Raw genomic sequence first — 24,476 nt, forward strand, 5'->3', positions numbered from 1 at the left:
CATGCCCACCACCCGCCACCGTGACCTGATCGCAGCCTTCGCGGCTACCGGCCGCAACCACCCCTACCTGGCCTTCACCCTGAACTCGTTGTGCAACCTGGACTGCGTGTTCTGCAAGCCCCGCTGCATGCCGGACTACGGGCACAAAGACCGCCCCCTGACCACCGCCGACTACGCGGCCATCGCCGCCGAGGCCGGGATTTGGAAGATCCGGAAGGCGCACTGCTCCGGCGGCGAACCGACCCTGCGGGCGGACATCCTCGACGTGATCGAGGGCCTCGCTGACGGCCTCGGGTCCGACGCCGCGATCGGCATGACGAGCCACGGCAACCTACGCCGCGGGCTTAGCGTGGAGAAGCTGCACCGCGCCGGACTGACGTACCTCAACCTCAGCCTCCACAGCCTCGACCCGACGCGATCCGCCACGATCATGGGCGGCGGCGATCCGCGCACGACTATGCGCACCCTCGACGAGGCCCTCACCCTCGGAATGCGGGTGAAGATCAACTGCGTCCTCCAGCGCACCTACCTGGACGACGCCTTCGCCGTAGCCGAGTTGGCCCGCGACCTACCTGTCGCCGTCCGTCTGATCGAACTCCAGAACATCGGGCCCGCACAGGCGCTGTTCGACACCGAGTTCATCAACGAGGCGGACGTCCGCAATCGTCTCCATGAATGGTTCGCGGGTGCGGGGGAGGTCTCTCGTGAACAGCTCGGGGTCCGTAGCCCCGGGCAGTATCTCCGTCCCGACGGCTGGGCGGGCTCGATCGGCTTCATCTCCAACTCCAGCTGTGCCACCTGCTCCGACGCCAATCGCATCAAGATCACGCCCACTGGTGTGGCCCGCCCCTGCATCCTCCACAACCGTGACATCCCCCTGAAGCCCCACCTCGCCGACAGCACCCTCGGCGACGCCTTCGCCCACCTCTTCCAGGCCATGCTCGACCGCAACACGAACGACGCCTGGCAGGGCTTTCATTACGTCGACTACGACCTTCGCTGGGACCGGATGGAGCGTCCCGAGGGCACCCCGGTCCTGCTGCCTCTGCTCCCCGTCCTCCCCTCGGACGCGGCCCAGCCGTCGTGCACCCGATCCTCCACCGGGGAGCGGTGATGGTCGCGGCCGAAGCACCGCCGCTCTACCCGGGTCTCGGAACGCTGTACGAACACGAGCTGGACGCCCACGGGGTCGGGGCCGTGATGCTCACGCACAAGTGGCAGCTGGCCGATCTGCTGGCTCCCCACTCCGACATCGACGTGCGTGTCCTCCTTCCCGAGGCCCCCGCGAACTGGGAGGAGTGGAATCACCGTCTGGCCGCCGCGCATAAGTCCGCCGTCCGCCGGGAGGTCTCCCACGGGCGGCTTCTGGAGCATCCTCCCGGGTTCGCATTCACCGTGCCCGAAACGGACGGACGGCTCGTCTGCGCACCTGAGCTCGCGACCTGGTCGCTGATCAGCGGTAGCGCCCGGGACTTCCAACGCTGGAGGTCCCGGGCCCAGATGGCCCCCTGGTGCGAGACCGACGAACGCTTCTACCGGGCAATCCTCCAGTCGAGGCTCGGAGGCCGGTACCAGCTCGCTGCGGACAGTACGGACAATGTGGTCGAGGACATCACCGCGTACCGGCGTCACTGCGTGGCCTGGCACTACCTCGCCCCCTGCTGGTTCGCCGCCGCCGCACTCGCGACACGGACGCGCTGCCCCGGCAAGACCGCCGCGCTCACCCAGTGGCGTCCGGACGGGCTGGACGCGTACGCCGAGCTGTTTCTCCGGCACTCCGAAGACGGACCCAACGGACGACTCCGCAGCCCGCGCCACCTGCTCCGATCGGCACACGTCTCCCTGGAAGCGGCCATGCGCCGCATTCCGCAGGCAAGCCACCCTCCCGACAAGGGCAAGGAGTCCGCTGCCACCGACTGGACAATGACCGCCGGAATGCTCCGCGTACGTGTCGCCCGCTGGCTGTACTACCTCGATCCGCCGCCCGGTGTCGCGACCGAGTACCTGATCCGGCGAGAGGCGAAGGAACTCCGTTCCGCCGCACAGACCCTGAACGCGCTCGCGGAGGACGGGGCCACTCCCGCCCAACGTCTGGCCGCCCGAATGGCCGGGCTGATCCCCACCGGACCGACGACCCCCGACACCCTGCGCACCACCCTCGCGCTCTGGCACCGGCAGAAGTCCACGGTGCAGGAATTCCTGAGCCTCCCGCCCAGTGCCATCCACCCCTGACACAAGGAGCCCCGCCATGCCCGCGCGTGCGTCCCAGCCCCGCGCCCTGAAGACGGCGAAGATCAAGATCACGACGAAGTGCAACCGGTCCTGCGACTTCTGCATATTCGCCGACGGCGCCCAGGGCGAGAACATGGCCCCAGAGCTGTTCTCCACCATCCTGACCCGGCTGGAGACCATCCCTTTCCAGCAGTTGCACATCAACGGCGGCGAACCCACCGTGCACCGGGACTTCCCCGCTCTCAGCGAAGCCGCCCGGACACGCCTGCCGGGCAAGGTCATGGTTCTGGGCACGAACGCCATCACGCTGGCCCGCAACCAGCGGATCATGGAGGCCACGCTCCGCTCGTACGACCAGATCCTCATCGGCTGCGACGACGAGCACGAGAACTACGCCGAAGTGCACGCCGTCGTGCCCCGTCTCCGCGAAGCCGGCAAGACCGTGGTCGTCAACAGCGTGCTGGAAGGCATCAGTTCCTCCCGTCTCGTGGAGCTCGCGAGGCTGTGCGACACGTACGGCGCGATCCACGTCACCAACCACGTGCACCACGTCGACGTCGGCCAGCCGGCGAACGAGCTGCGCGGCATCTGCGACCGCTACCTCGACCAGCACCTGATGATCGAGATGGACGGCTCCTGCTACCGCTGCTTCAACGCCATGGCGAAGGACGACAGCGAGTTCAGCATCTGGGACGAGGACCTCGCGGCCAAGGTGTTCGCCCCCCGAGGCCATCACTTCCGGTTCTGCCTTCGCTGCCACGAGTACACCGACTCGGGCGCCGCTGTCCTGCCTGCACGCATTCCGACCGCATGACTCCAGACCGGAGGTACACGACCATGCCCGCAGTCCTCGGGCTGAACTTCCACCACGACACCGCCGCCGCCTTGATCGTCGACGGCCGCCTCTACGCGGCAGAAGAGGAACGCTGGAGCGGCGTCAAGCACAACCACCCCACCCGCAAGGGCACGCTCGCCGCGCCGGTCCGTGCCCTTCAGTGGTGTCTGGAGGCCGCCGGCATCGAACCGCAAGACGTCGACGCCGTCTGGGCTGCCTCCATGCGTCCCAATCCTGCCGCCGGCTGGTGGCTCACCGAGGAGCGGGACGAACTCGCCGCTCTCTTACCTGCCCCGCTCGGTGACCATCTCCGCCTCCTCTCCCACCACACCGCCCATGTGCTCTCCGGGTACCTGCTCTCCGGACACGACCACGCGGCGGGCCTCGTCATTGACGCCGGCGGCTCCTCCCTCGGCTCCGACTTCGGTCCGGGGCGGGAACGCATCACCGGCTACGACCTGCGGCCGGATCGCATCGACCGCGTCCACCAGAGCATGCCGACCGTTGTTCCCGGCCCTGTCGGCCCTCGGCGCGTTCACTCCTCCCTCGGGCACTTCTACCGAAACCTGGCCCGCAGAGTGATCCCACCGGGCGACGAACCCGAGGGCAGCATGATGGCGCTTGCGTCGTTCGGCGACCCCCAGCGTCACGGGCCGCAGATCCGCGAACTCGTACGGCTCGGCGACGACGGCGAGGTCCGGATCGGCCACCCCTGGGGCTCGGCGGACAACAGCACACCGCTGCTGCTCCGTGGCCGCGTCTGGACCACTGACAACGTCGTGGAGCAAGCCGACTCGGATCGGGCCGACCTGGCCGCCGCAGTCCAGGATGTCTTCTCCGAGTCGGTCATCCACATCGCACGCCATCTTCAACGGCTCACAAGAGCCTCGACGCTGGTGTTCTCGGGTGGGTGCGCCCTGAACTCCCACCTCAACGGCCGGCTGGCCGACGACAGCGGCTTCGACACCCTCTTCGTGGCGCCGGCACCACACGACGCGGGCACCGCTGTGGGCGCCGCCTTGTACGCCTGGCACTACCAGCTCGGGCAGGAACGTCTCCAGGTGCCGACCGACGCGGCCTGGGGCCCTAACCCGGGCACTCTGAAAACGGGTGCGATGCCATCCGGGTACCGCGCTCTGACCGGCCTGGGGGCGGACCTGGCACCGGCGGCGGCAGCGCTGCTCGCTCAGCGCCGCATTGTCGGCTGGGTACAGGGACCACTCGAATTCGGGCCCCGGGCCCTCGGGCACCGCTCGATCCTCGCCCACCCGGGCCACGCCGCCACGCGGGACCGACTCAACGCGATCAAGCAACGAGCTGCGTACCGCCCGTTCGCCCCGGCCGTCCTCGCCGAGCACGCCACGGAGTGGTTCATGTCGGCGGGCGACCCCTTCATGAACCGCGTCGCCCACGTCCGGCGGTGCCGAGCCGACCGCATAGCCGCGGTCACCCACCACGACGGCACCGCGCGCGTCCAATCCGTGGCCAAAGACCACCAGGGCCTGCACGAACTCCTCCAGCGGTTCCACGAGCACACCGGCCTGCCGCTGCTGTTGAACACCTCCTTCAACCTCAAAGGCACGCCGATCCTGCGATCCGCCGAGCAGGCCGTACAGGCGGCAGGCGGCCTCGGACTCGACGCCCTCGCCGTCGGAGACACCCTCCTGATCGCCGACCACGTCCCCGACCCCCGGGCTCTACCCCAGCCATCCTTACGAGAGGGGTGACGGAAATGGCCGTTGCCAATCTGCCTCACATCCTGACCACGCTCGCCACCAGCACATGGGCCGCCGGGGACCGTTCCCGCGCCCGTGTGGCTGCCGGTCTGGCCATTGCGATCTACGCCGGGCATACCCGAGATCAGGGCACCCCGTACGTCCAGCATCCGCTCGCCGTCGTCACGGTTCTGCGGTCCGAGCTCGGCGTCACACAGCCCGAAACTCTCCTCCTCGGCCTTCTGCACGACGCCCTGGAGGTCGAACCGAGCTCAGAGGCTCTCGTCATCCACCAGCTGGGGGCAGCCTTCGCTGAACGGCTGCGCGCGATGACGCCCGACCATCGGCTCGAACGCCGGCCCAAGGTCCCGGGCGACGAGAACCGATGGCGCGTGAAGACAGCTGCCCTCCCCGCAGAGGAGCTCCTCGTACGGCTGGCCGACCGCATCCACAACCTGCGCGACCTGGCCGCCTCGCCGAACCATGAACGCCGGCGGAAGTTCGTACAGAACCTCACAGACTTCCAGCTCCCTCTGGCCGCCGCCGCACGCTGCCTCAGCCCTCACCTGGAAGCCGCGCACACGCTGCTCAACGCCGAGTACATCCACCACCAACAGGAGATACGCCCGTGAGACGGATCGTGTACTCGATGGAGCCGGTTGGTCGGACCGGCGGCCGGGTCTACCTCCGGATGCTTCACGAGGCGACCGCCAGCGATGTCGAGTGGCGCACGGTTCCGGACCACAAGCGCACCTACCGCGTCCGCCGCTGGCGGAAGATCCGCCACCTCGCCCGACTGGCCCCGACCGTCCGGGCGCTGAGTTCCGCCGCCACCGGCACCTTCGTGTGGGACGACCTCAGCCTGCTGCTCTTCACACCGGAGATGCGGGCCCGCACGGTGTTCCTCCTGCACCACTACGAGCCGTTGCAGCACGACTCCACTCCCGTGGAGGCCATGCTCTGGGAACGGTTGTTCCGGGTGCTGCCGCAGTGTGCGGCCGTGGTGTGCGTATCCCCGTACTGGGCTGACTTCCTCCGGTCCCGCGGTGTCCACAACGTACGGGTGATCTACAACGCCTTCGACATGACCGAGATCGAACGGGCACGCGCCCTTGACCGGGCCGAGTGCCGCGCCGAATTCGACCTGGCCGCGGACACGATCGGCGTGTACGCGGGCAAGGCCGTCCACTGGAAGGGCACCGCGGAGGTCGCGGCGGCCCTGGCCGGCGCACCCGGGCTTCAAGTGATCACCAGCGGCAGCAACACCATCGGCTTCGGCGGTGCGCACTACGACGTGGAGCGCGAGCGATACCTGCGGCTGCTGCGGGCATGCGACGTCGGCGTCTTTCTGCCCCGGATGCGGGAGGGCTGGAGCCGCTGCGCAGCCGAGGCACTTTTGCTCGGGCTGCCCTGCCTGATCCGACCGGTCGCGGGCCTCGGCGATCTCGCGGCCCTGACCGGCCAGCCGGCGCCAGACCTCGACCGTCTGTCGACGCAGGTCCGGGAACACGCTACGGCGCGCCGAACCGAAGCCAAGGCCGCGTACGAGGCCCTGGCCCAGTTCGACCTGCACTACTTCGGAAACGCCTGGGGCGACCTTCTCACGCAGGTCGCCTGACCGGGGCCGCTTACGCCTGCGCGGCCAGCTTCTCGGCCGCGGCGTCCAGACGGGCCAGCACGCGGTCCCGGCCGAGCAGCTCCATGGACTCGAACAGCGGGAGTCCGATCGTTCGGCCGGTGACCGCGACCCGGATGGGCGCCTGGGCCTTGCCCAGCTTCAGCCCGTGCTTCTCTCCCACGGCGAGCGTGAGGGCCTTCAGGCCGTCCGCTTCCCAGTCCGCGACGGTGGCGAACTCGGCGCGGACATCGGCCAGGATGCCGTCGGCGCCCGCCTTCATCGCCTTGTTCCACGACGCCTCGTCCTCGACAGGCGAGTCGAGGAACAGGAAGTCCACGTTGTTGGTGATCTCGGACAGCAGCGCCAGCCGGGTCTGGGCCAGGGGTGCCACCGTCTCGAAGACGGCCTGGTCGAACGCCTCCGGCTGCCACGGCGCGTACGGGGCGACGAGCCACGGCGCGCAGGCGGCTGCGAACTGCGCGGGCGCCAGGGCACGGATGTAGTCGCCGTTGAACGCCGTCAGCTTCTTCACGTCGAAGAACGCCGGGGCAGTGTTGACATCCTCAATTCGGAAGAGCTGCTCCAGCTCCTCGTACGGCATGAGCTCCCGGTCACCGCCGGGACCCCACCCGAGGAGCATCAGGTAGTTCACCATCGCCTCGGGAAGGAAGCCCTCGGCGAGGTAGTCCTCCAGCGCGACCTTGTCGCGACGCTTGGACAGCTTCTGCCGCTTCTCGTTCACGATCACCGGCAGGTGCGCCCACACCGGCGGCTGGGCACCGAGCGCCTCCCACAGCAGCTGCTGCTTCGGCGTGTTCGACAGGTGCTCCTCGCCGCGGATGACCTGAGTAATCCCCTCGTCCAGGTCATCGACCACGTTCGCGATCAAGAAGACGGGAGACCCGTCACCACGGGCGATCACGAAGTCCTCGATCGCACTGTTCGGGAACGCCGGCTCCCCGCGGATCAGGTCGACCACGACGGTCTCGCCCTCATCCGGCGTCTGGAACCGCAGCGCCCGCCCCGCCTCGAAGGCCAGCCCCCGGCCCCGGCAGAACCCGTCGTACCCGAGGTGCTCCGACCCGGTGCGCTCCTTCAGCTGCTCTCGGGTGCAGTCGCAGTAGTACGCCTTGCCCGCCGCGTACAGCTGCTGGGCGGCCTCGCTGTGCCGGGCCGCGTTGTGCGACTGGAAGTACGGCCCCTCGAAGGCCGCATCCTCGCCATGAATACCGATCGCCGCGAGCGCGTTGATGATGCCGTCGATCCACTCCGGCTTGTTCCGGGCCGCGTCGGTGTCCTCGATGCGCAGGACGAACGTGCCGCCGGACTGTCGTGCCACGGCCCAGTTGTAGAGAGCGGACCGCGCCCCGCCGACATGGAACATGCCGGTCGGAGACGGGGCGAAACGAACGCGAACCGGGGCAGTAGACATGCGCTCCAGGATACCGACGCCGGACGCGCGCCCCGGACCACTGCGCCTACACCCGCGCATTCGTTTTCCGGCCGCCCTCGCCTTCTACTCGTACGTCTGCTTCCACCGCCCCCGGTGTGCCACCGGTCCCCTTGTCGCTAGCCGTTCAGCGCGCCAAGCGACAACCTGAACTACGTTTCCCGACACTGGATTGAGCGAAGTAGGCCAGCGGAAACCGGCCAGGCAATCGCCAGCCAAGGGTGCCACAAATCGCACTGCCGTGTGGTGCCCTTGGGCCCATGTCTCTCGAACGGGTGGAAATACCTGGCCCTATTTCTCGGCGGGCCGCTAGGAAGACAGGACAGCCAGCGCCGGCCTGGAGCCGGCCCTGGGTTTCCGCCGCCGACCGAGGAGAAGAACGATTACCCCCTTCATAGCCCCGGAAGAAGTCACGACGGTGCCACAAGGAACACGCATATCCAGCGCCGATATCGACCTCGACGCGCTCCCGCCACGCGCCCTCGTCGTCAGGGACGGCCAGGTGACGCCGATAGGGAAAGTGGTCATCGCGAAGGTGGCCAACGACCTGGCAGCCGCCTGCCTGGGGGCTGACGACCCGCAGGCCGCGATCGAGTTGGCCCTGCAGCTCACCCCCAAGCACATGGCAGAGATCGCCAGCCGACACAGCAACGTCGAACCCAGCCCGCTGCGCGGTGCCCTGAACAGCATCGTTGGGTCCGAGTGTCTGGAGCGACGCCCGGGCCGCGATGCACTGACAGGTGACCGGGCGGACGGCCAGCCGGACACCGACAACACATGGTACGACCGTCTGCCGTGCACCCACCAGCACGGCCACAGCGACCACCACCGTGACGCCCTCGGGCGGGTCTGGCAACGAGCGGAGATTCTGGGATGACGCTCCTGACCCGCGAACGCCTTTCCGCTACCTCGGTCCACATCTACCGAGGAGACACCGGGCAAGCGAAACCCTTTCTGCTACGTCGTGACGGTGACCGCTTCATCACCACCTACGACCCCAAGCGCGCCGACGTAGGCACAGCAGCCGTGCTCACTCGTGCGCTTCTCTCCTCCGAGGGCGTCAGTGTCTCTGAGGTGGTCCTCGAAGGCCACGATCCCGCTCTGACGAACCTGTACCACGCTGCCTCGAAGCTCCTTCTGGGCGTAGAGATCACCCGAGGGCCGCGAATCACGAAGCCCGTCGTGAGGGTCGTCAACCAGGACCCCATGCGGGCGACGTACTTCATCCCGAAGAAATGGGATCTGCTCGACGCACTCGCCAGGCTGCCCACCGCCTTCGCGGACGCCCGACCTGAGGCGGCCCGCCAGCTGAAAATGCTCGAACAGGCCAAGAAGGACTCCGAGGGCAAAATTGATCATGCTCTCGACGTGGTGGCCATGCTGATCCTTGAGACTGACGACCCGGACAGCGTCTACGACGAGTTGCTGCGCCTGCTCGATCAGTACCGACCCGAAGAGACGCCAGTCGACGCTCCCGCCACTGCGGCTTGACACGATCGACGAGCAAACACGAGCCGGCAGCATCCGTGCCGCAAAAGGCGGCTCCGTGGTTGCAGTTTTGGCTGCGTTCACCAACGTACGGCACCGTTCACGAGCCCTATGTACCTCTGCTGCTCCGCAGGTCAGGAGGTTCCCGCACCTCGCCGAGCCTCCGGGCGAGCATTTGAGAAGCGTGTTGCGGGTGACCCCTCACGAGTTCGAATCTCGTATCCTCCGCGGGGCACAATGTCGAAGGGCCCCACCGTTCGTGGTGGGGCCCTTCGACATCGAGAGTTGCAGTTGGCGCAATCAGGCGGCGACGACTGCCTCCGCACCGCAACCGACCTCGTTCTCATACGCCCGACCTGGACGCTCCGGCAAGGTTCCGCGCATGGATGTCTCCGAGAAGACGCGCAAGATCGTGTGGGCCGAAGCCTACAGGAGAGGTGCAATTTTCCCAGGTGAGGCGATCACCCTGAGAACAACTTTAGTGATCCGCCACTGTGTTTGGCGAGGAGGGACAGAGTGGCCCAATCCCAGGGCGGTCCACGGGCGGGGAAAGCTCGACGACGCCTTCAGGAAAGCGTCTCACTGCCGCTAAAAAGGTCGACCACGCTCTGCGCCGCTACTGAACGACACGCCTGTGCACTTCGGGCCGGCTAGAGCGCGGGTCGGCAGTCACGTCCGCTGGCTCGCCGAGACTCTGCAAAAGGAGAAGCTGCGTGCACCGCTGACCGCAACATTGTCTCCGGGTTACACCGGACTTGTGACGACCGCGACCTGGGGTTCACCGAATCAGAGCGCGAGCTGAAAAGGCTCACTCGTAGGGGCCGAGGAACCGCGAGCCGTTCAGGTGGATCAGGTGATCAGGCGCGTCCGCCACCCACGCTTCGGTCTCCCATGCGAGGTCGGCCAGCCACTTGCGCATCGTGGCGCGGTCCGGGAAGCAGTTCACGAACACCAGCCCTGCCTTGTCCGTCGCGAAGAGGTTCTTCAGGTGCTGACGCCGTCCGAAGTCGATCGGTCCGTGAGAAGTGACGGCCTCCATCAGGAAGAGCCAACCGCGCTGCTCGTCGTACACCACGAGGTCCGGGTTCTTGCCGTGCTCGTCGAAGGTCAGTCCGAGACGAGCGAGGACATCGTCTTTGCGGATGTCGTAGCGGTGATCCTTGGCGTCCCCCAGGTAGAGCACCTGCCCGCCAGGGGCGAAGCGAGGGCAAAACTCCTCGACCATGTCCCGGATCAGGGGGTTCTGGCCACCGGGAGAGAGGCGGAACGGAGACCCATCGGGCAGGGTGACCGGGAGCATCTGCATTTCGCGGGTGGCCTTGTAAGCAGCCTGCTGGGTGGGAGCTTCGACTATCCAGGCGTCGAGGGCGTCCTGGAACCCCGGGGTGCCGAAGAGACGCACTACCGACAGAGCAGCCGGAGCGATCCGATAGTTGTTCTTTGAGGAGTTGACCGCGCGCCCTTCGGGAGCATCGGAGTTGTGCTCAGCGAAACCCGCGTCGACGAACTGGTGGAGCGTCTGCTTGCGAAAGGTCTCGCGCGAGTTCGGGGCGTACCCCTTGCCCCACTTGTTCGCGATGACGCCCATGACTTCTGTGACGCCGAGGCGCGGGTTGGTCGCCATATCCCACGGGTCGTCGGGCTCCAGGCCGAGCAGCGCAAGGGCTGTCAGGGCGGACCTGTCATTGCAGCGAACCTTGTCGAAGCGGAAGGCTTCCAGGAGGGCGCTGGCGTTGTCGACGGATGCTCGTAAAGTGCTGGTCACTCTGCGGAGCCTACGACAGCGGGGAACAAGTCAGCCACGAGGGCGTCAAGCTTCGACTGCTCCGGGAGCCATTCCGGTGCGCTCTGCGCCAGGCGCACCAAGTCGTCACGGGAGGGGAAGGGGAGCGTCTTGACGTCCCCGGCGTTGACCTGGGTGTGCCCGGAGAAGGTGCGAAAGATCGCGTCGAGTGTCGAGGAGTTCAGCCAGAGCATCAATCCGTGCGCAAGCTGAGGCTCGATAGGCCCCTTCTTCTCGTGCAGATAGTTGGTCTTATTGTCCAGGGCAATCGGGCCGTCATGCTTCCAGACGCCCGCGACCACGCGCCGCTTCTCCTCCTTCGCGGAGAAACGCTTGATGACGACGTAGTGCCCTTCGGGGAGAAGTAGTTTGCGCGCGGCCTCGGTGCTAGGGGAGAAGCCCTGCGGCTTCTTCGCAGTGCGCAGTGGCCACTCGATCGCTCCGCTGCGTACGTTGGCCTGGTAGACCATCGGCACGACACCGTCGGCGCCGAGGTCTTCGGTCAAGTGTTCGCGGTTGCGGAAGTCAACGACCTTGCCCGTGCTGACACCCAAGCCCAGGTCAGCCAAGGTGAACGCGACAGCCGGCGGCACAACAGCGGAGTCATCGAAACGGACGAACCGCTCGCGGTCACCGGGCAGGACCACGGCGTCGAACGGGATGGTGCGGCGCAGCGGAGCGTCATCGTGCGCGATCGACGCCGAAAGGACGACCTGAGGCTGCTGGTCACCCCGTGTGCCGACCACGATGACGTTTTCCTGGAGGACGCCGGTGTCGGCGAAGACTGTGTTACGGCTCTCGAAGACGTGTAGGAGGTCGAGGCTGGTGCGATCGAGCATCCACTCACGAAAGGCGCGGTGGTAGGTGCCGTTGGCCCAGGAGCGGGGCACGATGATCGAGATCTGGCCGCCGGGGGCGAGGGCGGCTGCGGCCCTGGCCCAGAAGGCCGTGTAGATGTTGCTGGTATCGACCAGGTGGTGCGCAGTGCGCGTCCGATGCAGGCTGCCTGCGGCGAGCTTTCCATAGGGTGGGTTGGCGACGACCAGGTCAAACGGCCCGTCGATGAGTGCGTCATCGTCGGTTAGGTAGTCGCCCTGCACGAGGTCGAACGTGGTGCCGTAGGTTGCCTTGCATTCCTCGAGCGTGGCCCGCAGGTAGGGAATGACTTGAGGGTCGATCTCCACAGCAACGACGTGTACGTGCAGGTCAGGGCGCTCTTCGTGCAGTCGGGTCACCAGTGCGGCGGTCAGCGAGCCGGCCCCAGCGCCGGGGTCCAGAACGCGTACGGTTTTGCTCAGCACGTCTAGGCGAGGCATCGAGGCGATCAGGTTGGCGGCTGGTGCAGGAGTGAAGTACTGCCCCAGGGCGGCCTGGGAATCAGGCGCAAGGACACTGAGCGCCTCCACCCGTCGTGCCTCGGTGCTCTCGATCAATTTCACGTCCGCGATCCTCTCACGGAGACCCCCGTGGAGTTGTTGGTGGAGATACCTACCAGATCCGCACCTCGTGGCAACGTTTGAGGCAGGCGCTGAAGGCGAGAGAGCGCAGGGCGTCCCCGGATTCATCGCTGCGAAGCCATGTCGTAACGCATGGGCGCTGCGGATTACGAACACCTGGCCGCTCGCAGTCAGGCTGGGGGCACCTCTTAACTGGCCTTCGCCGGCGAGCCGGGCGGCGCGGACGGGGACGCAGCTCTCGCCCCCGCCACGACCGCCCTGGGTGACCGCCGGTACCCACCTAGCCGACTTGTAGCCTAACCCTCACTCAACGTACCGAGACGACTGGCGGGGGCTGACGGGTGACGAAAGAACAGCAGGAGAAGAAGCTCGACGAGGCGAGGAGGATTCTTGCCGCAATAGGGATGCCGAAAGAGCAGCAGGGAAAGCGGACCGCACTCGTATTGCTTGCGATGCTTAATCTCCGACCGACACAAAGTTGGGATGAGGTTATTCCCCACACTCTCGGAGTGACCCCATGCATGGATTGGATGGCCGAAAATTATCCGGACATCCCCAAGGGGAGGAATGGCGAGGACAGGTACGCGCCGAACAGTCGCGAGTCCGTCCGCAAGAAATCCGTATACCCGCTGATGCGCGCCGGAATCCTCGTCAAGAACTCTGACTCACCAAACCGAGCCACCAACGACCAAAACAACCGATACCACCCTAGCGATATTGCCATAAAGGCCATAGCAGCTTTTGAATCAGCGACATGGGATGAGCGCCTGAGAGAGTTCCACGCGGAGCAGCCGAAGCTGATCGAAGTGAACGCCGCCGAGAGGCAGGTTCACAGGGTGCCCGTCACACTGCCCGATGGAGGCAAAGTCGACACGGCCAACCTGAGCCCCGGGGCACATAGTGAACTTATCAAAGCGGTCGTCGAGCGCTTCGGATCACAGTTCACACCCAAGGGCACTGTGGTCTATCTGGGTGACACCGGCTCCAAATGGATCGTGAACGAGCCGGAGTACCTGGCTGAGCTGGGAGTCGCGGTGGACCCCCACGGCAAGATGCCTGACGTGGTCATCCACTTCACCGATAAGGACTGGCTAGTCCTCGTAGAGGCAGTCACCTCCACCGGACCAGTCGACAATCAGCGGATCTCACACCTCAAGGAGCTCTTCGCAGGCGCCCGTCCTGGCCTGGTCTTCGTGACAGCGTTCCTAACCAGAGGGAAGTTCCGCCAATTCATGGCTGATATCGCCTGGGAGACTGAAGTCTGGATCGCGGAGGAAGAAACACACATGGTGCATTTCAATGGCGAACGCTTCCTCGGCCCATACGATAAAGCCGAGTAAGCAGTTGAGGGCCGCCCCCACAAGGCGGGCGGCCCTCAAATAAGATATCGGCGACGACCTACTCTCCCACGAGGTCCCCCTCGCAGTACCATCGGCGCTGACAGGCTTAGCTTCCGGGTTCGGAATGTTGCCGGGCGTTTCCCCACCGCAATGGTCACCGAAAACTGATGAGCTCCCCCTAGTAGAGAAGCGCTTTTCGAGGATCAGTATACAGCTCACCGTTCGGCCGATTCCACTCGGCTGGGGGGGTCCGCTGCATATCGCAGGGCGCACGAGTCTTTCCGTGGCAGCCGGCTCCGAGCCACGAGCCGTCGACTGATCCCGGCCGGCATCTATACCAGCCACTGGGCGCCACGTCAGGGCGCCCAGACCAGGTCACAGTCGCCGGCGCAGGCGCAGGCGCGAACCAGCCAAGATTGCCCCCCACGAAGGCCATCATCCAGCCACTGGCCATACGCCGCCCCTGCACGTAGCTACGCTGGCAGATCTCCAGAGATCTTGTGACGCAGGCGGATTTGGCCCGAAGGAGGAAACTTGAGCACTCATCTGCGCTTTGCCCCGGAAATCCTAATTCGCCTGGGTGAGGAGCTAATCCCCCATCCAGACCTGGGGGTGATCGAGCTGGTCCGCAACGCATACGACGCGGATGCGACGAAGAGCATCGTCCAGCTCCACAACGCCACCCAGCCCGGCGGCACCCTTGTCGTCGAAGACGACGGTGACGGCATGACGGCTGAGGAGATCCGCGAGGGGTTCCTTCTAATCGGAAGATCCTCGAAGCCAGGGACCCCGGATAGCAAGACCAGCCGCCGTCGGATCGGAGAGAAGGGCCTGGGCCGACTGGCTGCGCTGCGACTGGGGCGGCGGGTAGAGCTGGTGTCGCGCCCGCGAAGCGAGCCCGGCGTGGAGCACACACTCGTCATCGACTGGGCTGACTACGACACGGTTCGCTCGGTCGAGGAGGTCGAGCTCACGGTTGTCAGCCGGACAACCGTGAAGAACCCCGGTACCTCGTTGACTGTCCACCGCTTGAGGCACGGCTTCGACAAGGAGCAGATGGAGCGTCTGGCGCGGGCCATGCGACTACTCACGGGCTTCTTCCACGACGAGGAAACCGGATTCACCGCGACGCTGATCGCCCCGCAGTTTGAGCAGGTATCTGACGCGGTGAACCGCAGCTTCTTCGATGAGTACGAGTACAAACTTGAAGCTCATCTTGATGAACAGGGCTATGCGAGCACAGTCCTCTACGACTGGAGAGGACAGGTAATCACGCGCGGCGATCACATCGATGTGGCGCCGGATGGCCGTGGCGGGCGCTTGCAGTCCCCTCTCCAATATCAGGCTCCAGCAGCATCCTTCGAACTGTGGATGTTCCTCCTGAACAAGCGTTCGTTCGAGCTGCGCGAGTCGAAGCGCAGATTTGCTGATCTACGCCCTTGGCTGCGCGTCGTCGGGGGCGTTCACCTCTTCCACCGGGGGTTGCGTGTGCACCCTTATGGGGACGAGGGATTCGATTGGCTCAGCTTGAACCTCCTCCGAGCACGGAGTCCGGAACTACGCCCTTCGACAAACACAAGCATCGGGCGGGTATCGGTCGAGGACCCCGATGCATTGCTCATCCCCAAGACCGACCGGATGGGGTTCCAGGAGAACGCCGCGTTCATCGAACTTCGGAATTTTGCCCGAAGCGCCACAGACTGGGCGGCGAGGGAACGGAAGCGGATTCGTGACGGCGAGCGGCTGGTAAATCCTGCGCCAACTCGGCCGATTGAGCCCGGCCCTGCCGTTGAACGTACCAACGTGCCCGAAGACCCCGACCCCACAGGCGACGGTCAGGTAATCGAGCTTGTGGCCCAACCGGAACTGCCGACCTTGGCGCCCAGCCTGCCTGCCCAGCGCCATGAGGCCAGCTTGCCTCTGGTGCCAAAGGAGCGTCTTCTCTACCGAGCGCTTGCAACAACCGGGATTCTTGCTAGCGCCTTCGCGTATGAGGCAGCAGCCGTCGGTGAGGCCGGCCAGGCCGCTAGGGCAAGCGAGCTTCCAGTAATCGCGACCCAAGCTACCCAAGCAGAAGGTTGTCGAGTTGCGGTCCTGGACCTGAACGAGGTAATCGGGAACGCCTTGGGTGTGGTGCGGCCTTACCTAGAGCGGCGTGGCATCGCCCTGAGCGAAGAGCTCTGTGGCGACCCGATCCGCGTAGCGGGTGCGGTGTCGGACCTGGAGGCGATCGTATTCAACCTGGCCGTCAACGCCATGAGCTCATTGGCAGGTGCCGGTGACCATTTGGGGGATCCCTCAGTACTGGTTCGTACTCGGATAGATGACGCCCACGCAGTGGTTGACTTCTCGGATTCGGGCCCCGGAATCGTTGACGTCGACATCGCGCAGATGTGGCGTCCGGGCGTGAGTGGCGCAAAGTCCAGGGGCGCTGGCCTCGGGCTGACAGTTATCCGAGATGCAGTGGCTGACATGTGCGGAACGCGGCCTGGTGTTGACGAGGCTGGCTTCTCAGCAGATGCCTATGGAGAGCTCGGAGGCGCCTCCTTCCGCATCCGTCTGCCGCTGCGGACCACTGCCGAGTAGGCAGTTCGGACAACCTCGGCTGCTAGGAGCCCTTGGGCAGAGGCAGCTCCCGGATCTCCTCCGGAGCCAGGACCGGTCGAAGCCGGCACGCTGACCAGGAGCAACGTCATTCACGAACGTGCTAGCGCTGACCGACAGCAGTGGGGCCCTTCGCAGCAGGTCCCCAACGTGGCCAGCCGCAGCTGAGCGAACGTCTCTGTTGGGATCCAGCTGGGAGCCGATCGGCTCCCCAAGACCCGCTGGCACAGCCCTGCACCTACCGATACCCGTTAGCGTGACCTGCGTAAATGCCCTTGCCCGAGGTGGAAGGCCCGAACGTACTCATTCGGGACGAACAGGTCGTGGGTCAATTCCCGCCAACCCAACAGTGAAGTTCGACGCGGACGCGGTGTCCTCTCTGAGTCGATCTCGGCAGCCCGGCGAGCACCACCTGCGCATACAGCAGTGCACCTTGGTGTCAACGCACGGAACGGAGGTAGCGCTGCACAGTTCGTCTGGAGCAACCAAGCTCTTGTGCGATGTCGTTGATCCGCCATCCGTTTTGGCCCAGGCGGATGGCCGCAAAAGCCTTGTCCGACAGAGGCGTTGCCACCGCGTCAAGCCGGACTACTGCCGCGATGCGGTCGCGGTCTGCCGGGCCGAGGCCGCCGTACCAACCGTGACGGACTTCCGGGTCCTCCGCCCGCAACGCCAGGGCTAGGCACTCCAAGCGGCCCTCGCAGCCGACGCATACTGCCAAGAGCCCATCGGCGGGTCGCTCTCCATCCTCCGGATGGTAGAGACTCACGTCCACGTCCGTGCATGCCGCACGGACCGCGTCCCGGTTCTCAGGCGAGTGAATCAGATCGCGAAGTTCCTGTCCGCGGTCGGCGAGAAAGTGCAGGCTGTCCATCGAGTGCTCCAGCTCGTGGCCATGTCTGGTCCACAGCAAATAGCTGGGTGAGCTGGGGACTGCCCGGCGCACCCACTTGATGTCTTCCGGGTCACGCCCGGTGTGACGGCAAGCGGCGGCGGATCGCGGTTCGGCCCCGAGGTGTACCGGCTTCCCGAGCACAAGCCCGGGAAGCCGGCGTTGCCGCCCTCGCCCTGGTCGGTGGGTGGGCCTCACTGTCTATCCGCGTCGCGTTACCCGGCGCGCGGCCGGGTTTCTATGCCCGCCCGGAGAACCCGGAGGCACGAGCGATTCAAACGGCCTCGCCCTGAGGAGGGGTGTCTTCGCCAGTCGGCTGACCGCCGAACTCGTTGTCCGGTTCCTCACCTTCCTCGTCGTCACGGTCCGCATCGAGGTCGTATGGGTCCTCGGCAACAATCCCGTGTCGCTGGACACTCCGCTGTTGCCAGACTGGCAGCTTGAATAGGACGTCCTGCAGGACGTTCCGCCACGCATCGCAGTCGGCTCGGTCGGCGCCTAGCGAATCGATAACACGGGTCCCGTCGTCGGCCCTGACCGCCTCCACGACCTTGACCGCACCCTCGATCGCCTGGATCGAAGTGGCTAGGTCATGCAGGGCATTCCCGAGAATCTCAGCTGCGTTCCGAGGAGCCGGTGTGGCCGAAGGACCCTCGCCAGCTGGTGGGAAGGTGCGGCGGAGGCTCGCGTCGGTGACGAGGATGTCGCGACCGTCGTCGTTCTGAGTGACCCGTCCTGTCTCGTCCACCTTGCGGCCCCTGCGACCCGCCCCAGCGTCGAGGAGCGTCTGCTTCAGCTGGTGCACGCCGTGCTGGGTGCTGCGCATGCGGTCGATGACCTCGCCTGGGTGCCGACGATCGGGTTGATCGTTGTTGTTCGTGCCACGGTCACCCGTGAGCTGGCCGTTGATCACCAGGGGATAGGCGCTGCGGGCCGCGAGTTCCCGGGTCGCCACGCCTGGCTCCCCCTTATCCACCTCCTCAAGCGCGGCTTGAGCCAGCTCCTCCGTCCCACGCAACGTGGCCTCCCAGTCCTTGGCCAGCTCACCCGGGAACGCCGCCTTCAGGTACTTCCGCATCCGTTCCCGCCTACGGGAGTCCTCTTCCGAAACCGAACGCATTACCAGAGAGGAAGCTACGTCGAGCAGCAGCTTGGTGGTGATGTTCTTGCGGGTGCTCTGTCCGGTGATGGCGACCCGCACAGCGGCGTGGATCGGCTGATCACGCTCGGCGAAGAGCCGGACGATTGCTGCCGCCCGGACGGACGGATCGTCGTTGAATCCAGCGGCCTTCGCCTGGTCGGGGTTGAGAGCACCACGTAGCCAGTCCGCCTTGGCGGGAGTGATCAGTTTTCGCCGCTCGATCTCGTCCACCACGGCGTCGGCGAGAGCCTCGTTCTCCGCGGCTTCACCCCACGGTTTGGGGGAGTCGACGTGCCGGAGCGCGACCAACGACTTGACGGCAACGCCGAAGTCAGAAGTGGTGCCGTCATGAGGCTCGAAACCGACGAGCATCAGCGCCGGAAGCCGTTCGCAGCGCACGGTGATCGCCATCTCGGGATCAACTTGCGCCGGGTCGCCCGCAGTCGTGATTGCCTCGTTGAGCTTGCGGATGTGGGAGCGCAGTTTCACCGTGTCGCGCAGGTAGGGAACGTCGGCGGACCTAAGGTCGAGCAGATCGTGGGCGCACGTCACGCGACTCGACCCTTCTACCGTGACCGGAACCGTTACCCCGGGTGTGCTGTCCTCGTGTTGAAAGGCCGTCGCGGCCAGCCAGACCTCTGTCATCACTCCCTGGTGCCGGAGGGATTCGCGCCAGTCGTTGTGGTCAAGCACGTACTCCTTGGACAGTTGCGCTGCCCACGCGAGGTGTTCCTGATTCCCGAGCCTCTGCACGAGTTCCGGGCGACTCCCTGACGCCGCGATCGGCTCGGCCAACGGACGGAAGCGCGTGCTCTCACCAGTGCCGATCAGGTTCGAGGCCGGGTGCCGGCGCGACGGACCGATCCGCGGATTTCGCGGGTCTGGGATGATGTAGCGCGCCCACACGTCCGCCCGGATGGCCAGGATCACGCCGCCGGGCACCCGCAGCCGCTCCGGGGACTCTGCCGCCCGCCGGGCGGCAGATGGGTCGACGACAGCCTGTGCGAGGGCCAATGCGGCGGGCTCGCCCATGCTGAAGTGTTCGATGAGTTTGTCGGCGAGCTTCCGTGTCGCGGTCGCCAATGCAGGTAGTGGCAGCGCTTCGACGGGGCGGGGCAGCACGGTCTCGCCCGCGCCGGATGACGGCTCCATCAGGTGTTCTCCGATCTTCGTCCCGGTGTCCATCCAGGCACGTACCTGGACGCCGTGGTCGTCCAAGGAGATCGGTCACGCTTTGCCCGTTCTCCCCCTCGGCTCGCCCGGGCAAGACCCGATGTGTCCGAGACGGCATCAGCACGCTCGACCGCACTTCCGAGACGTACCGGCTTCTGCTGCCGGCGTTGCCGCCCACCGCCAACATGGCGAAGGTGAGGAGCTTGAGTCTGCTGATGTGACTGCTAGAAAAACGCTAGCAGCAGGGGTGACAACCCCTCACTATCCTTTGATTCCACACCTGTTGGCCGCACAGTTGTGCTAGGCAGCGCGCTCCCGGAACATGGCGGTCCGCCTCGCGCCCACCCGCCAGCTGTCCCTGAGACGGTGTCTCACGCGGTGTGTACGTGAAGCCGATCGATCTACGGGGTCAGCCCTTGCCAGCTGGATCGTGGCTGGCGCGAAAGGCCGCGCATCGGGGGCTGATGAACGTGCGAGTCGCTCCGTCAGTGCCTGCGCGTAGCGTGAGCCCGGTCCGACCGAGAACAGGGAGCCGGGATGTTCGATCGCAACGTGAACTATCCGTGCGCTGTCGCCAGCAACGACACCGAAGGTGTAAACGCAGCCATCGACTGGTGCTGCGAACACGTGGAAGACGGCGACATGCTCACCGTCTGGACCGCCCTCAAGTCCAACCTGCAGAACGACTCGGAGTTGGAACAGCTCGTGTCCCGACACTCCAACGTCGAGCACGTCACCGGTAGGGGCGGCGGGATCATCCGTGGAAACGGTCCGGTGCTCATGGCGTGGCCGAACATGGCAGACATCGGGAAGCTGCTGCAGTATGGCGGCAACCGCATCCGAGCGCTTTGCGTCATCACGTGGAACGAAGACGAGGTCAGGCCGTGGGTGACAGCCGTAAGGCCATCGATCCTGGGTGGCGGCTCGGCGTGGGAAGAGCTGACGCCAGAGCCCGACCCCGTCGTCGTCGAAGCCCTGAAAAGCCTGACACTGACCGTCAACCACAACAACACCATCTCGGCCGGCTACGAGAAGGAGATGGTCGTGAGCTGCCTGCTTGCCCTGCACGACGCCGACATCCCTATGGATGATGAAGCCATGCAGGGGTGGGCTCTCGCACATGGATGGTCCGGCAAGAACCCCGAGCGCCTCGCCAAGTATGTGGAGGACATCAACGCAGGGAAGCGTCCGCGATGCCGCCCCATGCTCCGCCCGGACTACGTCGACAGCCTTCGGCGCCGAGCCGCGGACAACAATAGGACCGCAGACTGACCCCCGTCCTAGCAACAGGGCTTCTTGGGAGCCATCTGGGAGCCAACCCGCTCCCCAACCCCCTTCGAGACCGTCCGAGACCACGACAGACCGACCCTCTGACCAGGGAAAACACCATCGCCCCTGGCAAGATCGGTAACCGACCCTCATTCGGGACGAAGAGGTCGTGGGTTCAAATCCCGCCACCCCGACAGCCGTAAGACCAGGTCAGGGGCCTGATCCACTTAGTGGATCAGGCCCCTGAGTGGTTTCCGGGGGCGCCGGAGCCGCAGGTGACCCTGCGATGAACGGCCACCGCCCGTCACGGCATGGGCCGCGTCCGGGACCATGCGGCGAGGCCCGGATCAATCGCGTCGGATGTGCTCGAGCTCGACGTGGCGGCTGGTGAGGGGCAGCGAGGCCAGTGCGGCGGTGAGCAGGATTCCGCAGGTGCAGACGGCGAGGAGAGGAAGGCCGTCGCCATCCCAGTGGACGGTTCCGCCCCCGGTGATCAGGTAGCTGGATTCGGCGAGACGGCCGGCTACGAGGGCGCCCACGAGGCCGACGGCGAGCGGGAGCAGCACCTGGATGCACTGGGCCGCGCGGACCGTCAGGGAGCGGGCGCCGAGAAGGTTGAGCGTGGCGATCCGGCCTCGGCGCTCCATCGCGCGGTCCGCGGCGGACACGGCGAACGCTGCGACGCCGATGGCGAGGCCGAGGATCATGCCGGCTGCGAGGAGGCTCCTGACGACGGTGATCTGTTGCAGCGACTCGATGTTGACACCCACTGCCTCGATCTCCGCGGTGGGGACGATGGCGCCGAGGCCGTCGAGCGCCGTCCGTACGGTGTCCGGCGTCGAGCTCGACATCAGGAGGAGCTGTCCTGCTGCCGGCTGTTGTCCGGCCGGGAGTGCGGAGGGCGGGATGAGGACGTCCGCGCCGGCGAAGGCCGAGGGCTGACGAGCCCGGATGACGAGGTGGCCGCGTGGCAGTGCGACGCGGAACTTCTCTGTGTCAGCCCCCTGCCCGGCGTCTGTGCGCAGGAGGAATGGATAGGTGCGGCCGGGCCGGGCATCGGGGTCCTCGGCCATGTCGGAGTCGGTCAGGCGTTGGACCCTGCCGTCCACGCAGCCTCTGGGCGGCTCTGCGGTGAACGCCGCGAGCTGAGCGCAGTCGGCGACCACAGCGGTGATACGAGGCGTGGTGGAGTCGGCCTGCGGAATCCAGGAATCCATCGCGACGGCATGTGCCTGCACGCCCTCGACCCGACGCATACGAGTGCGCTGTCCGTCGCTCAGATCGCTGAAGGGGAGCGCGTATTCCTGGGTGGGAGAGGTGGGCCGGCTGACATGGGCGAGTTCGACGAGGACACCTTGGGCGAGAGAAGCGGCGTAGACGAGAAGGACGAGGCCGGTGACCACACGCAGGGAGCTGTCGGGCTCGACTTCGTTGCGCCGCATGGCGAGCGCCAGGGGGAGCGACTGAGTGGTGCCGGCGAGCCGGCGGGCGAGCCAGGCCGTGGCCGGCGCGAGGGCGAGAACGAGGCCGGCTCCCGTCAGCAGGACACCGACGGGGACGAGCACCGCGTTGGCCGGGCCGTCCGAGGGGTCCCGGCCGAGAACGCCGAGGGCGCAGTAGCCACAGATGACACCGAGTCCTGGCAGGAGCAGCAGCATCCCGTACTTCCTCGGGGGCCGGGGCTGAGCGCCTCGGCGCACCCGCAGCGGGCAGAGCGCTGCCTCACGGGCGCGGTGGCGCCCGACGAACCAGGCCAGGCCGGGGCAGGCGAGCAGGCAGACGGCGAGGACGGTGGCGGAGAGCCGCCCGTCCGGCGGGTACCACTGAAGTCCCGGCAGGCCGACCCGTGCGAGCACCTCGTTCGCCACGGCGTACACGCCGCCACCGAGGAGCGCGCCGAGGAGGGCGGCGGCCACCGTCTCCACGGCATTGACTCGCAGGGTGTCCCTGACGCTCAATCCGAGCAGGCGCAGCGCGGCCAGTCGGCTTGCTCTGGCCTCGGCGGAGAGCCGAGCGCACACGGACAGGAACACGGCCAGCGGCAGCAGCACCAGACAGCCCAGGGCGAAACGCAGGATGTCGAGGGTGGAGGAGTCCACGGCGGGGCTCGGGGCCCAGGCGGAACCGAAGCCCGCCAACGGGCGGGCGGCGGCGGGAAGCCGGCCGGGTGCGCGTCCGACATAGGCGTACAGCTCGTCAGGGCCGGTGAGGCCTTCGGGCCCGATGGTGCCGGTGATCCGGCCGGGGAGCAGCCCGGCGAGGCCGGGCTGTCCGGCCAGGACTCGCGCAGCCTCGGGGAGACGAGTACCTCACCGGCCTCCGGCAGGTGGTCGATGCCGGGCGGGCGTGAGTTGTGACTACCGGCGGGGCGACTGACGAAGACCCGGGTGAACGGCTGCGAACCGTAGGGGTCCTCGCGGATGAGGAAGACGGTGTCCTCGGGGGTTCGGGCGTGCAGAACGCCGGTCACCGGCCGCGGTTCGCGGGCCGCGGCACGGCTGTCGTGTGCCGACAGGATCGCGGGAATGGTCAGCACGGCGGCGAGGCAGGCGACACCCATCGCACAGCCGAGGGACATCAGGAGGAAGCGGGCCCGCCCTGCACGGCCGGTACCGAGCAGGAGCCGCAGCCCGATCAGGAACGTGCTCGCGGAGCGCGGGCTCACGCCACTGCCTGCCTGGCCAGGGCCCCATCGGCCATCATGTACCGGCTGTCCGCGCGGGCAGCCACCGAAGCATCGTGCGTCACCATGATCACGGCAGTGCCCTGAGACCGCGCAAGGGCCAGGAACTCCGCCAGCACGGCATCGGCGTTGGCACTGTCCAGGGCGCCCGTCGGTTCGTCCGCGAAGACCACGGCGGGCCGGTGCACAAGAGCCCGCGCCACCGCGACACGTTGGCTCTGGCCACCCGAGATCTGCGACGTCCTGCGCTGCCGCAACTCCGCGAGACCCAGTCGGCCGAGAATCTCCCCGGCCGCCTCATGCGCCTTCGCCTTGCGCCGGCCGGCCAGTCGCAGCGGCAGAGCCGCGTTCTCCTCCACGGTCAGCTCCGGCAGCAGCTCTCCGTACTGGAAGACGAACCCGAACCGTTCCCTGCGCACCGTGCTCAGCCCGTCGTCACCGAGTCTCTGGAACGGCACTCCTTCGAAGGAGACTTCACCGCGGGTCGGCGCCACGACTCCGGCCAGGCAGTAGAGCAGCGACGACTTCCCCGAACCGCTGCTGCCCATGATCGCGCAGACTTCGCCGGGGCTCAGTGCGAAGTCCACTCCGCACACGGCTCTTTGCGAGCCGTAGAACAGCTCCACACCGGTGGCGCGGAGGATGGCGTCCATGGTGAGCGGTACCTCTCTGTCTCTCGCCGGCCCCGGGAACGTGGTTCCCGTCCCCCCGACGGGCAAGGCGGTGACGGCACGTACGGCGGCCGCTGTTGTCAGCCCTCACGCGCTCCCTCCAGATGAGAGCACCAAGACCGATG

At 66.5% G+C, this 24,476-nt stretch carries 17 protein-coding genes, 1 rRNA gene and 1 pseudogene; 11 read left to right on the top strand and 8 right to left on the bottom strand.

From position 1 onward, the window contains the following. Position 1 precedes the first annotated feature (1 nt). From OG782_RS16695 to OG782_RS16720, 6 genes are read left to right on the top strand one after another with little or no spacing between them, the layout of a single operon-like run. Positions 2 to 1,114: a radical SAM protein gene (locus OG782_RS16695; protein WP_406451713.1), complete on the top strand. Its 1,113-nt coding sequence runs from the start codon at positions 2 to 4 to the stop codon at positions 1,112 to 1,114. After that, on the top strand, positions 1,114 to 2,232 hold the full coding sequence (locus tag OG782_RS16700) for a hypothetical protein (protein WP_406451715.1): 1,119 nt from the start codon (positions 1,114 to 1,116) through the stop codon (positions 2,230 to 2,232). Before OG782_RS16695 ends, OG782_RS16700 begins: the two co-directional genes overlap by 1 nt. A 16-nt stretch (positions 2,233 to 2,248) precedes the next feature. Further along, positions 2,249 to 3,046, top strand: coding sequence for a radical SAM protein (locus OG782_RS16705; protein ID WP_406451717.1), 798 nt, complete (start codon positions 2,249 to 2,251; stop codon positions 3,044 to 3,046). A gap of 23 nt (positions 3,047 to 3,069) precedes the next feature. After that, positions 3,070 to 4,794: a carbamoyltransferase C-terminal domain-containing protein gene (locus OG782_RS16710; protein ID WP_406451719.1), complete on the top strand. Its 1,725-nt coding sequence runs from the start codon at positions 3,070 to 3,072 to the stop codon at positions 4,792 to 4,794. A gap of 5 nt (positions 4,795 to 4,799) precedes the next feature. Then, entirely contained in the window at positions 4,800 to 5,414 is a 615-nt protein-coding gene (locus OG782_RS16715) for an HD domain-containing protein (RefSeq protein ID WP_406451721.1), read from the top strand. After that, complete coding sequence (locus tag OG782_RS16720) at positions 5,411 to 6,400, top strand: glycosyltransferase (RefSeq protein ID WP_406451723.1); 990 nt, start codon at positions 5,411 to 5,413, stop codon at positions 6,398 to 6,400. Before OG782_RS16715 ends, OG782_RS16720 begins: the two co-directional genes overlap by 4 nt. A gap of 10 nt (positions 6,401 to 6,410) precedes the next feature. Here the strand turns inward: OG782_RS16720 and gltX are convergent, their stop codons facing one another. Further along, the gene (gene gltX, locus OG782_RS16725; RefSeq protein WP_406459113.1) at positions 6,411 to 7,784 is read right to left on the bottom strand and encodes a glutamate--tRNA ligase; all 1,374 of its coding nucleotides are present in this window, start codon (positions 7,782 to 7,784) and stop codon (positions 6,411 to 6,413) included. 484 nt (positions 7,785 to 8,268) lie between these two features. Between gltX and OG782_RS16730 the strand changes: the two genes are divergently transcribed. Both OG782_RS16730 and OG782_RS16735 read left to right on the top strand, forming a co-directional pair. After that, positions 8,269 to 8,727, top strand: a complete 459-nt coding sequence (locus OG782_RS16730) for a hypothetical protein (RefSeq protein ID WP_406451725.1) — start codon at positions 8,269 to 8,271, stop codon at positions 8,725 to 8,727. Next, positions 8,724 to 9,341, top strand: coding sequence for a hypothetical protein (locus tag OG782_RS16735; protein ID WP_406451727.1), 618 nt, complete (start codon positions 8,724 to 8,726; stop codon positions 9,339 to 9,341). Before OG782_RS16730 ends, OG782_RS16735 begins: the two co-directional genes overlap by 4 nt. An 805-nt stretch (positions 9,342 to 10,146) precedes the next feature. On the opposite strand, the gene OG782_RS16740 is transcribed toward OG782_RS16735, so the two are convergent. Continuing rightward, positions 10,147 to 11,103 (bottom strand): BsuBI/PstI family type II restriction endonuclease, encoded by a 957-nt coding sequence (locus OG782_RS16740; RefSeq protein ID WP_406451728.1) that lies wholly within the window; start codon positions 11,101 to 11,103, stop codon positions 10,147 to 10,149. Continuing rightward, entirely contained in the window at positions 11,100 to 12,560 is a 1,461-nt protein-coding gene (locus OG782_RS16745; RefSeq protein WP_402144909.1) for an Eco57I restriction-modification methylase domain-containing protein, read from the bottom strand. The genes OG782_RS16740 and OG782_RS16745 overlap by 4 nt, the downstream gene beginning before the upstream one ends. Positions 12,561 to 12,919: 359 nt before the next feature. Between OG782_RS16745 and OG782_RS16750 the strand changes: the two genes are divergently transcribed. Continuing rightward, on the top strand, positions 12,920 to 13,918 hold the full coding sequence (locus OG782_RS16750) for a BsuBI/PstI family type II restriction endonuclease (protein WP_402144912.1): 999 nt from the start codon (positions 12,920 to 12,922) through the stop codon (positions 13,916 to 13,918). A gap of 45 nt (positions 13,919 to 13,963) precedes the next feature. Here OG782_RS16750 and rrf read toward each other — a convergent pair. After that, positions 13,964 to 14,080, bottom strand: a 5S ribosomal RNA gene (gene rrf / locus OG782_RS16755). Positions 14,081 to 14,452: 372 nt separating this feature from the next. Here rrf and OG782_RS16760 point away from each other — a divergent pair. After that, a complete protein-coding gene (locus OG782_RS16760; RefSeq protein WP_406451731.1) occupies positions 14,453 to 16,504 on the top strand; it encodes an ATP-binding protein in 2,052 nt (683 codons plus the stop codon). Between the two features lie 457 nt (positions 16,505 to 16,961). Here OG782_RS16760 and OG782_RS16765 read toward each other — a convergent pair whose 3' ends face one another. Continuing rightward, positions 16,962 to 17,396 carry a WhiB family transcriptional regulator gene (locus OG782_RS16765; protein ID WP_406451733.1) on the bottom strand — a complete coding sequence of 145 codons (435 nt, stop codon included), beginning with the start codon at positions 17,394 to 17,396 and terminating at the stop codon, positions 16,962 to 16,964. Positions 17,397 to 17,688: 292 nt separating this feature from the next. Beyond that, entirely contained in the window at positions 17,689 to 19,740 is a 2,052-nt protein-coding gene (locus tag OG782_RS16770) for a hypothetical protein (RefSeq protein WP_406451735.1), read from the bottom strand. A gap of 525 nt (positions 19,741 to 20,265) precedes the next feature. On the opposite strand from OG782_RS16770, the gene OG782_RS16775 reads away from it, so the two are divergent. Beyond that, entirely contained in the window at positions 20,266 to 21,000 is a 735-nt protein-coding gene (locus tag OG782_RS16775) for a hypothetical protein (RefSeq protein WP_406451737.1), read from the top strand. 344 nt (positions 21,001 to 21,344) lie between these two features. Here OG782_RS16775 and OG782_RS16780 read toward each other — a convergent pair. Then, a pseudogene (locus tag OG782_RS16780) lies at positions 21,345 to 23,575 on the bottom strand (ABC transporter permease). 83 nt (positions 23,576 to 23,658) lie between these two features. Further along, the gene (locus OG782_RS16785) at positions 23,659 to 24,333 is read right to left on the bottom strand and encodes an ABC transporter ATP-binding protein (RefSeq protein WP_406451739.1); all 675 of its coding nucleotides are present in this window, start codon (positions 24,331 to 24,333) and stop codon (positions 23,659 to 23,661) included. Positions 24,334 to 24,476: the final 143 nt, after the last annotated feature.

The organism is Streptomyces sp. NBC_00876, assembly GCF_045207435.1.
GTDB lineage: Bacteria > Actinomycetota > Actinomycetes > Streptomycetales > Streptomycetaceae > Streptomyces.

Coding starts and splice junctions, on each gene's coding strand:
- OG782_RS16705 (WP_406451717.1), top strand. CDS start 2,249: ATGCCCGCGCGTGCGTCCCAGCCCCGCGCCCTGAAGACGGCGAAGATC.
- gltX (WP_406459113.1), bottom strand. CDS start 7,784: ATGTTCCATGTCGGCGGGGCGCGGTCCGCTCTCTACAACTGGGCCGTG.
- OG782_RS16785 (WP_406451739.1), bottom strand. CDS start 24,333: ATGGACGCCATCCTCCGCGCCACCGGTGTGGAGCTGTTCTACGGCTCG.
- OG782_RS16765 (WP_406451733.1), bottom strand. CDS start 17,396: ATGGACAGCCTGCACTTTCTCGCCGACCGCGGACAGGAACTTCGCGAT.
- OG782_RS16715 (WP_406451721.1), top strand. CDS start 4,800: ATGGCCGTTGCCAATCTGCCTCACATCCTGACCACGCTCGCCACCAGC.
- OG782_RS16770 (WP_406451735.1), bottom strand. CDS start 19,740: ATGGACACCGGGACGAAGATCGGAGAACACCTGATGGAGCCGTCATCC.
- OG782_RS16695 (WP_406451713.1), top strand. CDS start 2: ATGCCCACCACCCGCCACCGTGACCTGATCGCAGCCTTCGCGGCTACC.
- OG782_RS16710 (WP_406451719.1), top strand. CDS start 3,070: ATGCCCGCAGTCCTCGGGCTGAACTTCCACCACGACACCGCCGCCGCC.
- OG782_RS16775 (WP_406451737.1), top strand. CDS start 20,266: ATGTTCGATCGCAACGTGAACTATCCGTGCGCTGTCGCCAGCAACGAC.
- OG782_RS16735 (WP_406451727.1), top strand. CDS start 8,724: ATGACGCTCCTGACCCGCGAACGCCTTTCCGCTACCTCGGTCCACATC.
- OG782_RS16700 (WP_406451715.1), top strand. CDS start 1,114: ATGGTCGCGGCCGAAGCACCGCCGCTCTACCCGGGTCTCGGAACGCTG.